Below are 14,291 nucleotides of genomic sequence, written 5' to 3'. Positions count from 1 at the left end.
TCTTCCGGTTGGGCATAGTCAGCATAGGTGAGATTGGTATGGCCGTTGCCCAGTGCCAGTGCGTGACATAGTGCAGCGGATTGAGTTCCAGCGCCAGCTCCCATTGCGCGGCCATGGCATTGAGCTGCGTGGCATCCACCGGCGCCAGATGGCATAGCCGTAGTTGAAACGGGCATCAACATCAAATGGATTCAGCGTCAAGCTCCTAACGAGAGGCTTTTCGGCCTCTTCTGGCTTCTGATCCCAGAACAGCACATCTGACTCCAGTAGGTAAGCAGCCGAATTATTGGGATTCCAGCGCTGCACTTTCACAGCCTGTGCGAGGGCTTCGTTGTAACGCTTCTGCAGCATCAGAATACGGCCTGTGATTAAAGTGGCCTCCTCGTCTTTCGGGTCGTTACGCAATAGCCGCTGGGCTGTAGCCATGGCTGCTGGGAGTTCCCAGGCTTGTATCTGCAGTTTGCTTTGTAGCAGCAGTGCTTCCCGGTTGGCAGGCGCTTGTTTTAGCACCTCTCCTACCAGCGCTTCAGCGGCGTGGTACTTGTGCTGCAGCATGGCAAGCCGGGCTTTTGTCAGCTTCACTTCATGAAAAGCAGCTGCTTTTTGCAGAAGCGCCTCTGCCTCCTGCCACATGCCGAGATCCAGCATGCGGTCGGCTCTGTCTGCCAGTGACTTGGCCTTCTCCTGTCGCAATTCCTGTCGTTCACGCTCCAATCGGGCTTTAACTTCGGCTACCTGATCCGGGTGCTGGGCAAAGGCAGCAGGTATAGCCACAAGAAAGAAGGTATAGCAAAGGCAGGCAAGAAGCAGGCGGGACATAGTTTCTGTTTAGAGAGGCGATTGACAGCCCTAAAATACGCTACCTGATCCTGACGACAAAGGGATTTGTTGAATTGTTGAATGGTCTGAATCAAGATATATAGGATTGATCTTCTGAATAACCAATATTGTAAATCCTGATTCAGACAAAAATTTGGTGCACGATTCGGATTGAAAATCTGAAAGTTGGCTGTTAGGGGCTGATCATGGATAAAGCTGGCACTGATCTTCGAAGGTCAAAACCAAATCTATTTCATTTTCAAACAGTATAATATCAAGACACAATTTGATTTTTGTACACAATATAAATGGGATACCAGGCTACAAGCGTAACCTCTACTCCGACTACGGCATCGGCCCTAAGCGTACCTTATAGTGCCCTTTACTTACTGCTCCTTTTATTTTACATCCCTGCGCTGTTCGTGCCGCTTATGGACAATGACTCTGCCCATCATGCCAACATTGCGTTCAAGATGTACCTCGACGGAAATTATACGCACCTGATAGACCAGGGAAAACCCTACCTGGACAAGCCCCATCTGTTATTCTGGACCTCAGCACTTTCGTACCATATCTTTGGCGTAAACGCTTTTGCCTACAAGTTCCCCTCTTTCCTGTTCACAATCCTGGGCACCTATGCGACCTACCGCCTGGGTTGGCTGCTTTACAATAAAGAAGTTGGCAAACTGGCGGGCCTGATCCTCGCCACTGCCTTCGCTTATGTGCTATCCACAAACGATGTCAGGATGGATGCTATGCTAACGGGCTCAGCAATCTTTGCGATCTGGCAACTGTGTGCTTACATAGCGCACAAAAAGATCCTTCACCTTGTGCTGGCAGCATTGGGACTGGCTATGGCCTTTGCTACCAAAGGCTGGGTAGGAGCCGTCGTGCCAGCCGTCGCCATTTTGCTGCACCTGCTTTACCAGCGCAACTGGCGCATGCTTTTTCATGGCAGGTGGCTACTCTTAATACTCCTGTTTTTCGTCTTTATTTCTCCGGTGCTCTATGCCTACTATGTGCAGTTTGATCTGCACCCTGCCCTGGAAGTGCGCGGCAAGACAAATGTGTCTGGGGTGAGATTTATTCTCTGGGATCAGAATTTTGAGCGGATGCAGGGAGAGAGTTTTTCGACCAGGAAAAGAGACGTCACCTTCTTTCTGCACACCTTCCTATGGGCCTTCCTTCCCTGGAGTCTGCTAGGTGTCTATGCTATAATTGCCCGGGCCAGGATTTTTATAGCCACCAGGTTCCGCTACCAGCATGCGCTAGAGCTCATGACATGGGGGGCTCCGGTATTCTTTATCATGCTCTTTTCCTTGTCTAAGTTCAAGCTGCCGCATTACCTCAATATTCTGTTCCCGCTTATTGCGCTGCTGCTCGCCAGCCACCTTTACAGTAACCGGAACTCACCCAGACAGACTAAAATTTACTGGTATACGCAGCTGTTTGTACTCACTGGCATGGCATTGCTCGGCCTGGTCCTCAACCTCTGGGTCTTTCCTTTTCAATCGGTGTGGGTGATGTTGCTGGCAGGCCTGCTGCTGCTCGTGTGGCTCAGCACCCTATTCCTGAACCTGGAGAAAAGCAAAAGAACCATCTACTGGTCTGTTACAGGAGCTGTTTTCTTTTTTTTTATGCACCATACCAACTTTTACCCGCAGTTGCTCAACTACCAGGCGGGCACCACACTGGCCAATCTCTCAAAAGAGAAAAACATCACCCCTGACCAGGTGTTTATCTACCAGATGGACAGGAGCTTCTCATACGACTTCAACACGGCTTACCTGCACGAGACCATCACGCTGGACCGTATCAAAACCTTGATGCAGGCAAATACAAACCTGTGGATCGTAACTGACGAAGAAGGCCTGGACAGTCTTCTGAAAAGCGGGATTCCGTTTCAGCAACAGTTCCAGGCACAGGACTACCATGTTTCCAAAGTAAAGTGGAAGTTCCTACACCCTGACACGAGGCAGGAGGTGCTTTCTTATATGTATGTAATTCAATTGTAAATCCCTGGCACCATGAAAGAGCTATCAGTCGTTATCCCTGTCTTGAATGAGCGCGAGAACATCAAACCGCTGCTGGAATCGATCCGGCATGCACTGCACGGCATCGATTACGAGGCCATTTTTGTAGATGATGGTTCGCGGGATGGCACTCCCGGGGAAATAAGGAAATGGGCAGACCAAAACACCCGTCTGGTCGAGCTGCGCAAAAACTATGGGCAGTCCACCGCCATCACCGCAGGTATAGATCATACCACAGGAAACTACATTGCCTTACTCGATGGTGATCTTCAAAACGACCCTTCTGACATCCCCTGCATGCTCCAAAAAATGCAGGAAGAAGATTGGGACGTCGTAGCCGGCAACCGAAAAAACAGGCAGGACGATGTGCTGCTGCGCAAAATTCCCTCAAAAATAGCCAACAACCTGATACGCCGCATGACGGGGGTACACATCAAAGACTACGGCTGTACCCTAAAAGTATTTAAGCGGGAAATAGCGCAGGAACTTGACATCTATGGCGAACTGCACCGTTTTATACCTGTATTGGCCAAAATGCAGGGCGCCAACATTGCACAGGTGGATGTGAAGCACCATCCCCGAAAATTTGGCCGGTCGAAATATGGTATAGGCCGCACCATCAACGTCATGGCCGATCTGGTCACCATGGTTTTCTTTCGCAAATACATACAGCGCCCCATGCACCTTTTTGGCACAATGGGTTTTATTTCCTTAGGCCTGGGTTTGCTCGTGAACTTCTACCTGCTGATTCTGAAGCTGCTGGGGCAGGATATCTGGGGAAAGCCCCTGCTTATTTTGGGGCTGATGCTTGTGCTGGGAGGTATACAGCTTATCACGATCGGTATTCTGGCAGAAATATGCGTGCGCATTTACTTTAAGAGCAACAACAGTAAAACCTATCACGTCAGGCGGATTTTTGATCCTTCAAAAGAGCCCTTGCAGGTGGTGGCAGAGAAGCTGGCAAGCTGATGAGAAAGCGGGCGATATGGCATACCATCAAGACTCCCCTCAAAATACTTGTAACAGGTATATTGCTATACCTTGTTTTCAGGAAAATAGACATCGGCCAGGTGCAGGAGCTATACCGACAAAGCAACCTGCTTTACTTCTTGCTGGCCCTGCTGGCCTTGGTTGGCTCCCAGGTGGTTTCATCCTCGCGGCTCCGTGTTTTTTTTAAAGCAAAGGGGCTTGCTCTTCCTTTTCTGTATAACCTCAAACTGTACTTCCTGGGTATGTTTTACAACCTTTTCCTGCCGGCAGGAATTGGCGGAGACGCCTACAAGATTTACCTGCTCCGGGTGAGGTTTCAAAAACCAGCCAGAAAGCTACTGAGTGCTATTTTCCTGGATCGACTAAGCGGGTTCTGGGCAATGACAGGTATAGCCACCCTGCTTTTCACGCAGATAGCCGAGATCAAACTACCTGCTCTTATACCTGTTTCCTTGTATATGATCGGTTCTGTGGTATACTTTGTATTACTCAGGCGATTTTTTGACATCAGTTCCCGGGTAGCTGTTACAAGTCACACAAAAGCGTTGGTGGTGCAATTGCTGCAAGTTCTGTGCATTGTACTGATTCTTTCGGCGTTGAACACAGAGCAGCCTTTTACAGCCTACTTGTTTACGTTTCTGGTTTCTTCGCTGGTATCCCTGTTTCCTTTTACGGTCGGAGGCTTGGTGCCCGGGAATACGTTTTTGTGCAGGCTGCCAACCTGCTCCCAATGGAAAAGTACACTGCCCTGACCATCAGCTTATCGTTTTATCTGCTCTCAGTCACGGTGGCACTAACGGGTCTTTACATCGCCTTCCGATCCAAAGAATTTGCGCTCACGCCTGAAGAAAGTGAGGAGATAAAGAAGGAGGAGCCAATGGCTCACACACAAGCGCCACGAAAGGTATAAAAACAAAAAAGCCGGCTTTGCAGCCGGCTTTTTTACATTTTGGATTAGTGCGCACGGGGAGAGTCGAACTCCCACGCCCGAGGCACAGGCTTCTGAGACCTGCACGTCTACCAATTCCGCCACGTGCGCGCTTGGTAGTAATCAAAATGTGTTTCCCAAAACCCTTTAACCCTTGTTGATTGGGATTGCAAAGGTATAACAGAAATTATTATCTGCAATAGCCCACCCGAAAAAAAATTGCTTTCACTAAAAATCAATCTTCCTCCACCACCGGGGCGATCTCTTTGCGGGTATACTTTTCGATACGACGCAGCAGCCCGATACCGATGATAACCCACAGAATGCCAGCGGCAAAACCCGCCACTACATCGGTTGCATAGTGCACGCGCAGGTAGATGCGGCTGAATCCGATGAGTAAAATGAAAATCACGAGCAGGGCCACTAAAAAATTTCGGAGCGGCTTGGATTCCACGTGCTGCCAGGTCAGGTAGATGATCAGGCTGTAGAATGAGGCGGCAATCATGGAGTGTCCGCTCGGAAAGCTTAGGCCCGAAGCGTCAACCAAAGGCATGCTAGGCCGCTCCCTGTCGAAAAAGAACTTGAGCACCAGGTTGAGCGAGATACTGCCCAGCGCCACCACCGGCACTTTGAGCGAATACCACCTGTGCCGCCGCACAAACAGAAAGTAGGCGATGAGCAGCAGGGCCGCCGCCGTCATGAAGTGGCGGGAGGCAAAGAAGGTAATGAACTCGATAAACCGCGTAAAACCGGTGCTTTGCATGTCTGCAGCCACGGCAAAAGCGGCTTCGTCGAACTTGATCGGGCCGGCTGCAGAGGCAACCTCGGCACTGACATATAAAAACACCAGCACACAGGCCAGAAAAACGGCTATCACAAAGATCAGTTCGAGGGTGAACAAGGCAAAGCCTGCTGCCAGCTTCCTATAATAGTGTCGTATCATGAATATCCAGGGTTCTTGGTTTTAGCATAGGTTTAGTATACGCCTGCCGACTAATTACGTATGCGAAGCCATACAGGATAGACCCGCAGCACATGAGCCAGACCACCAGACTATTCATTGCAGCACCACTGCCCGAGGAGTTAAAGAAGTATTTTAGCGAACAGGCTGACAGGTATAAGCACGAAGCCATCCGGCAGGTTCCGATCGACAACCTGCACCTGACGCTCTACTTTATCGGCAACGTGCCCGCCAGTCAGTTAGACACTATACAGGAGGTCACCGCACACATGGCGCAGCAGTTTGCGCCCTTCACACTGCAACTGGAAGCGATAGAGCCCGGACCCAAACCCCGCTCCCCACGCCTGATCTGGGCCAGGTTTAAAAGCCATGACGTCTTTGCCCAACTGAGCCGCAGCCTTACACAGGTGCTTTCTGCAGATCCGCCCCTTAGCCGGGAACCCAAGCCGCATGTCACGCTGGCCCGTTTCCGTAAAGACCGCCCGGTGCCCCACCACCTCGAATCTTTCCATCCGGATAGCCCAGTCACACTCCAGGTGAATGAGATCGCGGTCTGGCATTCGGAGTTATGTTCGCCGCATCCCCGCTACAGCATCCTGCAACGCTACCCTCTGACAGGTAACCCCGCGGAGGACAAAACAGTATGAGAAGCACCCTTATCTGAATACGACTATACCTTATGAACCAAACGGAGCTTACCGAACTGACCATGATGCTGAAAGACAATGGGCTGACCATTGCCTTTGCAGAGAGCTGCACGGCTGGCATGCTATCTTCTGAACTGGTAAAAGCCAAAGGCAGCAGCGATGTGCTGATCGGCAGCCTGGTGGTTTACAATGTGGAAGCCAAGAAAAAACTGCTGGGCGTAAAACAGGATACCCTGGACCTCTACACCGCCGAGTCGCAGCAGGTAACGAATGAGATGGTGATGGGATTGAAGAAGGCGCTCGATGCCGATATCAGCGTCGCCACCACGGGACTTGCCGGCGAGGGAGGCTCTGAAACTTCTGAGAAGCCGGTGGGCACTATTTTCGTGTCTTTTCTATATGATGGCAAGGCAGAGGAGTTCAGGGAAGTCTTCAAAGGCAACAGCCAGAGCCTGCTCAAACAATTCACCGAGTATGTACTTGAGAAACTCAAAGGGATTGTAGAGGAGCATTATGATCGGTGAAATTCTGACTGTGCATTATGATTGTTCATTTTTGTCATTTCGAACACCAGTGAGAAATCTGGAGCGAAAACAGCATGTTAATCCTCCCAATCCTTAACTTCGTCATTCAATGGTTTCCATTCAGGATTGAAGTCTCTTATTAGCTCATCCTTTTTCTTCCTGCTCCACTTTTTCAATTGTTTTTCGCGTTCTATGGCGTGCTGTACGTAAGTAAAACGCTCATAGTAAACGAGATTAAAGCAATAGTATCGACCAGCGAAGGAAGTAGGGACGCCCGCATTTAAGACATGTTCATCCATCCTGCGAGTCAATTCATTTGTTACTCCAATGTAGAGTGTGGTCTTCTTTGGATTAGAGGTTATGTAAACGAAATAGTTATGACCAGACATAACATCATTAAAGGTTTTTGCCATTCAACCGGTAAAAGAAAATAATAGTTTGAAACGCTCCAGATTTCTCCCTTTGGTCGAAATGACAAAAAATGTGAGCAACACCAACTTCAACAGCATCGCCCCAGTTTATGACGGCCTTTCGCACCTGGTGTTTGGCAATGCGTTGCGGCGGGCGCAGGTAGAGCACCTGTCGCTTATACCTGAAAAAGCGAACGTACTGCTGATCGGAGGAGGCTCTGGTTGGTTGCTGGAGCAGCTGCTCAGGTATAGACCGCTGGCGGAAGTCACTTACCTGGAGGCCTCGGAGAAAATGCTGGAAATGACCCGGAGGCGCATTGGGCTGAGAATCCCGTCTGCTCTTCCTGACATCACCTTCCGGCTTGGCACAGAAGACAGCCTGCAGCATGGCGAAACCTACGACGTCATCCTCACCCCTTTCCTGCTCGACCTCTTTCCGTATAAGCGGCTGGCATACCTGATGGACCGGCTGTGCGCTGCGCTACGCCCGCAGGGGCTCTGGCTGTTCAGTGATTTCTGGCCTACGCAGGTACCGGCTCCGGCCTGGCAGCGGATTTTACTAAGAAGCATGTACACCTTCTTCGGAAAAGTGAGTCAGGTGAGCGCTACTCGTCTGCCTGATTTTGAACACCATTTCGCCAGGCTACCCCTGGAGGAGTTACAGGCAGCTTCATTTTACGGCGGACTGGTGCAGGCCAAGGTCTATCGCAAGGTATAGCGGCTTTGCGCAACAGCTATAAAATCCCTACTTTTATTTTCGAACCAAACACTCCCTTATGTCCACGAGACTTTTTGGCGCCCTGTGTGCTGCCCTGTCGCTGACGCTCACGCCGCTGCTGGCACAGGAGCAGCAAGTGCGCTACCACCTCTCCTTCCCGAACGCCGTGCACCACGAGGCACAGATCAGCGTGACGTTTACAGGTATAAAGAGCGACACCCTGCAGGTGCTTATGCCGCGCAGTTCGCCGGGCCGCTACGCCTTGCATGAGTTTGCCAAAAACGTGTACAGCGTCAAAGCCACCGACAGTAAAGGGCAGGAACTGCGTGTTAGCCGCTTTAGTCCGCATGAGTGGCATGTGAGCGGACACCAGGGAGAAGTCACGCTGAGCTATACATTGTTTGGCGACCACGCCGACGGCACCTATACCGGCATCGACGAGACACATGCACACCTGAATATGCCCGCTACGCTCATGTATGCCCGCGGCTTTGAGCGGGTACCCGCCCGTGTAATTTTCCGCATGCCGCAGGGCAGCAACTGGAAAGTGGCCACGCAGCTGCAGCCTCTGAACGACTCGACATTCCAGGCGCCGAACTTTCAGTACCTGATGGACAGCCCGACTGAGCTGAGCGACTTTGCTTTTGCGGAGTGGCAGGTACAGGACGGCGTCAAAAGCAAGACCATACAGGTGGCCATGCACCACCAGGGTACGCAGGCGGCATTTGACAGCTATGTGGCCAGCACCAAAAAGATTGTGGCCGAGCAGCAGGCCGTTTTTGGGAAGCTGCCCGACTTCGACTTTGACCGCTATACCTTCATTGCCTGCTACGGGCCACAGGCGGTGGGCGATGGCATGGAACACCGCAACTCCACCATCCTGACCAGCTCAAGGCCGCTGCTCACCTCTATGAATCCGCTGCTCAATACAGTGTCGCATGAGTTTTTCCATGCCTGGAATGTGGAGCGCCTGCGCCCTGCCAGCCTGGAGCCTTTTGATTTTCAGGAAGCCAACATGTCGGAGGCGCTCTGGCTGGCCGAGGGCTTTACGACCTACTACGGCGACCTAACTATGCGCCGCACCGGCATCTTCGACCTGAAAAAATACAGCAGCGACCTGGCCGGAGACCTGAACTACGTGCTGCTCTCACCGGGCCGTCATTACCACAGTCTAATGGAGATGAGCCTGCAGGCTCCTTTCGTGGATGCCGCCCGCTCCGTGGATCCGCACAACCGTCACAACACCTTCATCTCCTATTATACCTATGGCAGTGTGCTGGGCCTGGGACTGGACCTGACCCTGCGTCGCGACTTCAACACCACCCTGGATGCTTACATGCAGGCGCTCTGGCAGAAATACGGTCAACCGGAGAAGCCCTATACCTTACGCGACCTGGAGCAGACGCTGGCCGAAGTGACAAAAGACACTGCCTGGGCCGCTGATTTTTTCAGAAGACAGGTATACGGCAGTGAATTACCGGACTACGCCGCGCTACTGGCCGAGGCCGGTTTACAGGTTCGGAAAGACAACCCGGGCAAAGCAGGCCTTGGCATGGCCAATTTTGACTACAGCAAGCAAGGTGCTAAACTCATGAACGGCACCTATGTGACCTCTCCGCTTTATAAAGCCGGCCTCGACCGTGGCGATGTCATCCTGACAATCGATGGCAGGAAGGTAACCAGCGAAAAGGAAATGGAGAAGATTATGAAGAGGCTCAAGCCAACCCACAGCGTACCCCTTACCTACCAACGCCACGGCACCGTCCGGAAGGCCACCCTGATCATGGAAGAAATCCCGACCCTGGAGGTTGTACCATTTGAGGTGGCTGGCAAAGAGCTGACGCCGGCCATGCAGCAATTCAGACAGGCCTGGCTGGGAGCCAAGACGAAGTAACTATGCAAGGTATAAACCCAAAAGTAATCCTGCTGTATAGTCTGATCGTGCTGCTGACTTCTTACGCCTTCATTGCGCTCGGCTACATCTACGACATGCCGTTGGCAGAGCTATACCTGGAAACGGACGACTTAGGAGCCTTTGAGGAAAGCGCATCCAGGTATGGCGTCAACAATGCCCGCATCGACAGATTCAAGCTGGTGCTACAGGGTGCGCTTTATGCCGGGGCACTGTTTGGTGTGATACTCTCATTTATCGCCATCAGGCGCAAGAAACTGGGTTTGCAACATGCAGGACTTGTGTTGGTCATCGCCATTGTATTCGCGCTCCTGGGTTTGTTAGACAACGGGATGATAAAAGGCATCCTTTTTGCTCCCGGCAGACTGGTTTCTGATTCCGTTGCAACGACTATACCTTGAACTACCTGTTATTGCTGGGTTCCAGCTTCTGGTTGGCCTTTACGGGCAGGCTTATACCTGTGAAAGACAAGAAATAAGTTTCCGGATAAAAGCCTTGGGCAGGCAATCACGTTTCCTGGTGCCGGCTCTACGCAACAGGTATAGCCACTGACAACAAAAGACTTGCGGCCTCGTTTGGAAATAGACACCTGTTTGTTTCAGAAGCATTTGTGCCTTAACTTAGTACCACATTCAACAGCGAGTTTTCACGTGAAAATATTTTTAAGCACCATACTGACCGGCAGCCTGCTTTTTGCAGGTAGCGTCCTGGCACAGACAGGCCAGAAAGCCAGTCTGGAAGCCGCGCCGGCCCCTACCCTGCAGGAAAGGCCAGCCCCCGGCTTCTGAAGAGGAGCGGCCGACGAAATTTGAGATGCCGGCAAAACGTCTCAGCTATAGTCTGGCCGCTGGCGCCAGCTTTGGCAGTGGTTTTGGCGCCACCTACCTGGAGCCGACCGTTCGTTATCAGCTTAACCCGCGTCTGCGTGTGTTCAGCAGCCTGACCTATATGTCGGTGATGCCGGGACAGTACAGCGTACCTGCTTCAGACGGAGGCACAACGCTGATGCGTACCAGTCCGAGCAACCACTACATTGCCCATGTGGGTGCCGACTACCTGGTAAATGACCGCCTTATTTTGAGTGGCAGCGTGTGGAAGGACTTCTCGAATATTCCGGCCCAAAACCCGGCTTACATGAACTTTATGACGCCGGGTCGTCAGGGCATGGATTTCCGGGCAACTTATAAAATTACAGAGCACTTTTCGGTGACAGGAGGCATGCGCTACTCCAATGGCGCTTCCCCTTTCTATGGCCCATTCCAGCATCCGGTATCAATGGGAAGAAGCGGCGGCTTTTGGTAGGAAGCTTCTTCGATAGGAAAAGAAATTTTAGAGCGCCTTTTCTGAATGGAGAAGGCGCTTTTTTATGCCTGCTGCCGTATTTTAATTAATTTTCCGCACACGTTTCAACTTTCGGGTGCGTTATCGTGTTTATAATCCCTGAAAACAAGCTTATTCAGATTTTGAGGCAGAAGAACGAAACAGTAAGACATCTGAAAAACGACAAACTGGATGTGGTGAAGCCAGATTTCCGCGGCAACAAGACCATTAACGGACAGTTTGTAAACGGCAGCGAGCTCTATACCCCTAAATTGAGCAAAGTGCTACGCTGGAAAACTACCCGCAATCCACAGCGTGAGGAGAAAAAAGCCGACAATTATATCCCTCCCATAGTTTACGGAACCGACTTTATCGACTCCACAGAAGACATGGTGGTCTGGCTGGGGCATGCTACTTTCCTGATCCGGGTAAACGGGCTGACCATGATCACAGACCCTGTGTTCTATGACCTGCCTATGATCAAACGCCGCATCGGGCTGCCGTGTGCGCCGGAGCAACTGACAGGTATAGACCTGGTGCTGTTCTCACACGGCCACCGCGACCACCTCGACGAGCGGTCCATCAAAACCCTGTACCGTCAAAACCCTGACCTGAAGGCGCTGTTGCCGCTTCGGGCCGGTGATCTGCTGCGCAGTGCCGAGCCGCATATGCCCTACCAGGAAGCAGGCTGGTATCAGAAGTTCGACCTCACGCCCGAAGGAATTGAGATTTACTTTCTGCCGGCTTCACACTGGCATCGCCGCGGTATGTTTGACATGAACAAGGTATTGTGGGGAAGCTTTCTGATCAAGACCCCGACCATGCAACTCTACTTTGCCGGTGATACGGGCTACAACGGGCACTTTGAGGAAATAGAGGCGCTGTTTGGTCCGATGGATGTGTGCCTGATGCCGGTGGGTGCCTATCGTCCGAGTTTCCTGATGCAGAAGAGTCACCTGAATCCGCATGAAGCGGTGCGGGCTTATAACGTACTGCGGGGTGGCACGTTCATCCCGATGCATTACGGCACCTTCGACCTGTCGGACGAGCCGGCGGGTGAGCCGGTGCGGCTGCTGAAGCAGATAGCTACTTCGGGCATAATGCAGGGCCTGCGCATACCTGCCATCGGGGAGCCGGTGCTGCTGCGCGAGCTGCTATAGCCCGAAAATCGGCGGGCTGTGCTATATTTGCAGCTTCACGACGGCAACCAACATGTCTGCAACGCTTATTATCAGCCTGATCATCGGCTATTTCGGCATCCTGATCCTGATCTCTTTCCTGACGGGCAAGAGCACTGATTCCGACACCTTTTTTCTGGCCAACCGCAAATCGCCTGGTATGTTGTGGCTTTCGGGATGATCGGCGCGACGCTCTCAGGCGTAACTTTTGTCTCGGTGCCGGGCATGGTGCGCGACCTGCACTTCACCTACATGCAACTCGTCTTGGGCTACCTGGCGGGCTATGTGGTCATCGCTACGGTGCTATTGCCGCTCTACTACCGCCTCAACCTGGTTTCCATCTATACCTACCTGGACCAACGATTTGGCTTCTGGTCCTATAAAACCGGGGCAGGCTTCTTTCTCCTTTCGCGCACCCTGGGAGCAGCCATTCGCCTCTTTCTGGTAGCCAGTGTGCTGCAGTTGGCTGTGTTTAATGAGATGGGTATTCCTTTCGCGGTGACGGTGGGTATTACGATTCTGCTCATCTGGGCCTATACCTTCCGGGGCGGCATGAAAACCATCATCTGGACCGACACTTTCCAGACCACGGCCATGCTGCTGGCTGTCATTATCAGCATCTGGGTGGTTTCGAATGAACTGAACCTGGGCTTTCAGGGGATGGTCGACACGATATCAGCCAGTGAGTACGGCAATGTGTTTAACTGGGAGTACAAGGAGAACACCTATTTTCTGAAGCAATTCTTCTCAGGCGCTTTTATCACAATCGTGATGACGGGACTCGACCAGGATATGATGCAGAAGAACCTGAGCTGCAAAAATATCGGCGAAGCGCAAAAGAACATGTTCTGGTTCAGCGTGATATTGGTAGTCGTGAATGTCATGTTCCTGTCACTGGGCGCATTGCTATACCTGTATGCCGCCTCCAAAGGCATAGCCCTGCCTGACCGTGGTGATGATGTGTTCCCCTTCCTGGCGCTGAACCATTTCCCGGCTGTGGTCGGCATCGCCTTCATTCTGGGCATCATCGCCATTGCCTACGCCTCCGCCGACTCCGCCCTTACCTCGCTCACTACTTCCTTCTGTATAGACTTCCTCAATTTTAAAGAGCGCAGCGAGCACGAGCGGGTGCGTTTGCGCTACATCGTGCATATCGGCTTTTCGGTAATCATGATGCTTGTGATTCTGGCCGTGAACGAGATCAACAGCCAAAGCCTGATTTCGACGCTGCTGCAAGTGGCAGGCTATACCTACGGACCGCTGCTGGGGCTCTATACCTTCGGCCTCTACACCCGCCGCCAGGTCCGCGACCGCTTCGTGCCGGCCATCTGCCTGGTTGCTCCCATGCTCACCTACCTCATCAGCGCCAACTCCGCCGAGTGGTTCAACGGCTATACCTTCGGTTTTGAGGTATTGATATTGAACGGGTTTTTGACGTTCGTGGGTCTGTGGGCAATATCGTTTGAATCAGGATTTTCAGGATTTAAAAGAACCCCTACCCCCATGGATTTACAGGATTGATAATGTCTGAGTGAACGATCAACCTGCCCCTCTCTTTGCAGAGGGGCCTACCTTCAGAGTGGAATCTCAACCCGAGAGTGAAATTTTTGTGCACGATTGTCATCCCCCTGCCCCCTTCAAAGGGGGACTTTTCTATATCTGTCAATTCCCAGTTATAAGTTTTGTAATTACCATTACGTACCACTGGCAAGCATTCGAAGACTAACTCGCTCGGTGGCTATGAAACAAGCAGCAGCGCCATGTGCGCTTTGCGGCGCTCCACTGTTTGAGCGTTCAGCGAGTTTGGAGCGTCTTGATTTTTTTGCTTACTTTTTTCATCAAGGAAAAAGT

General features: G+C 51.8%; 17 protein-coding genes and 1 tRNA gene. 14 read left to right on the top strand and 4 right to left on the bottom strand.

What is annotated here, in order from left to right; translation table 11 throughout:
* Positions 1-18: 18 nt before the first annotated feature.
* A complete protein-coding gene (locus tag O71_RS19140; protein WP_007660307.1) occupies positions 19-819 on the bottom strand; it encodes a lipopolysaccharide assembly protein LapB in 801 nt (266 codons plus the stop codon).
* 308 nt (positions 820-1,127) lie between these two features.
* Between O71_RS19140 and O71_RS19135 the strand changes: the two genes are divergently transcribed.
* Genes O71_RS19135 through O71_RS24100 form a run of 4 tightly spaced genes read left to right on the top strand, consistent with a single transcriptional unit; the run spans position 1,128 to position 4,752 of the window.
* Positions 1,128-2,834, top strand: a complete 1,707-nt coding sequence (locus O71_RS19135; protein WP_007660298.1) for a glycosyltransferase family 39 protein — start codon at positions 1,128-1,130, stop codon at positions 2,832-2,834.
* Between the two features lie 12 nt (positions 2,835-2,846).
* Positions 2,847-3,821, top strand: a complete 975-nt coding sequence (locus O71_RS19130; RefSeq protein ID WP_040574836.1) for a glycosyltransferase family 2 protein — start codon at positions 2,847-2,849, stop codon at positions 3,819-3,821.
* On the top strand, positions 3,821-4,594 hold the full coding sequence (locus O71_RS19125; protein ID WP_007660296.1) for a lysylphosphatidylglycerol synthase transmembrane domain-containing protein: 774 nt from the start codon (positions 3,821-3,823) through the stop codon (positions 4,592-4,594). Before O71_RS19130 ends, O71_RS19125 begins: the two co-directional genes overlap by 1 nt.
* Complete coding sequence (locus tag O71_RS24100) at positions 4,573-4,752, top strand: hypothetical protein (RefSeq protein WP_155801017.1); 180 nt, start codon at positions 4,573-4,575, stop codon at positions 4,750-4,752. Before O71_RS19125 ends, O71_RS24100 begins: the two co-directional genes overlap by 22 nt.
* A gap of 48 nt (positions 4,753-4,800) precedes the next feature.
* Here the strand turns inward: O71_RS24100 and O71_RS19120 are convergent.
* Positions 4,801-4,881: transfer RNA gene (locus O71_RS19120), tRNA-Leu, on the bottom strand.
* A gap of 124 nt (positions 4,882-5,005) precedes the next feature.
* Positions 5,006-5,713, bottom strand: coding sequence for a phosphatase PAP2 family protein (locus tag O71_RS19115; protein WP_007660295.1), 708 nt, complete (start codon positions 5,711-5,713; stop codon positions 5,006-5,008).
* A gap of 92 nt (positions 5,714-5,805) precedes the next feature.
* On the opposite strand from O71_RS19115, the gene thpR reads away from it, so the two are divergent.
* Positions 5,806-6,378, top strand: coding sequence for an RNA 2',3'-cyclic phosphodiesterase (gene thpR / locus O71_RS19110; RefSeq protein WP_007660294.1), 573 nt, complete (start codon positions 5,806-5,808; stop codon positions 6,376-6,378).
* Positions 6,379-6,410: 32 nt separating this feature from the next.
* Positions 6,411-6,902 carry a CinA family protein gene (locus O71_RS19105; RefSeq protein ID WP_007660293.1) on the top strand — a complete coding sequence of 164 codons (492 nt, stop codon included), beginning with the start codon at positions 6,411-6,413 and terminating at the stop codon, positions 6,900-6,902.
* 77 nt (positions 6,903-6,979) lie between these two features.
* On the opposite strand, the gene O71_RS19100 is transcribed toward O71_RS19105, so the two are convergent.
* On the bottom strand, positions 6,980-7,291 hold the full coding sequence (locus tag O71_RS19100) for a GIY-YIG nuclease family protein (protein WP_007660292.1): 312 nt from the start codon (positions 7,289-7,291) through the stop codon (positions 6,980-6,982).
* A gap of 94 nt (positions 7,292-7,385) precedes the next feature.
* Here O71_RS19100 and O71_RS19095 point away from each other — a divergent pair, with 94 nt between their 5' ends.
* The 8 genes from O71_RS19095 to O71_RS19070 all read left to right on the top strand — a co-directional run bounded on the left by O71_RS19095 (position 7,386) and on the right by O71_RS19070 (position 13,961).
* Positions 7,386-8,030, top strand: a complete 645-nt coding sequence (locus O71_RS19095) for a class I SAM-dependent methyltransferase (RefSeq protein WP_237717909.1) — start codon at positions 7,386-7,388, stop codon at positions 8,028-8,030.
* A gap of 58 nt (positions 8,031-8,088) precedes the next feature.
* On the top strand, positions 8,089-9,924 hold the full coding sequence (locus O71_RS19090; RefSeq protein ID WP_007660289.1) for a M61 family metallopeptidase: 1,836 nt from the start codon (positions 8,089-8,091) through the stop codon (positions 9,922-9,924).
* Positions 9,925-9,926: 2 nt separating this feature from the next.
* Positions 9,927-10,343: a hypothetical protein gene (locus O71_RS19085; RefSeq protein WP_007660286.1), complete on the top strand. Its 417-nt coding sequence runs from the start codon at positions 9,927-9,929 to the stop codon at positions 10,341-10,343.
* 249 nt (positions 10,344-10,592) lie between these two features.
* Positions 10,593-10,730, top strand: coding sequence for a hypothetical protein (locus tag O71_RS24095; RefSeq protein ID WP_155801016.1), 138 nt, complete (start codon positions 10,593-10,595; stop codon positions 10,728-10,730).
* A 25-nt stretch (positions 10,731-10,755) separates the two neighbouring features.
* A complete protein-coding gene (locus tag O71_RS19080; protein WP_007660284.1) occupies positions 10,756-11,244 on the top strand; it encodes a hypothetical protein in 489 nt (162 codons plus the stop codon).
* Positions 11,245-11,405: 161 nt separating this feature from the next.
* Entirely contained in the window at positions 11,406-12,422 is a 1,017-nt protein-coding gene (locus O71_RS19075) for an MBL fold metallo-hydrolase (RefSeq protein WP_071530911.1), read from the top strand.
* A gap of 52 nt (positions 12,423-12,474) precedes the next feature.
* Positions 12,475-12,621, top strand: a complete 147-nt coding sequence (locus O71_RS27570) for a hypothetical protein (RefSeq protein ID WP_007660280.1) — start codon at positions 12,475-12,477, stop codon at positions 12,619-12,621.
* A complete protein-coding gene (locus O71_RS19070) occupies positions 12,606-13,961 on the top strand; it encodes a sodium:solute symporter (RefSeq protein ID WP_369750993.1) in 1,356 nt (451 codons plus the stop codon). Before O71_RS27570 ends, O71_RS19070 begins: the two co-directional genes overlap by 16 nt.
* Positions 13,962-14,291 lie beyond the last annotated feature (330 nt).

This window comes from Pontibacter sp. BAB1700 (assembly GCF_000277005.1).
Classification (GTDB): Bacteria; Bacteroidota; Bacteroidia; order Cytophagales; family Hymenobacteraceae; genus Pontibacter; species Pontibacter lucknowensis.
Note: the sequence above shows the minus strand (reverse complement) of the source record. Positions and strands in the feature narration are given on the sequence as shown.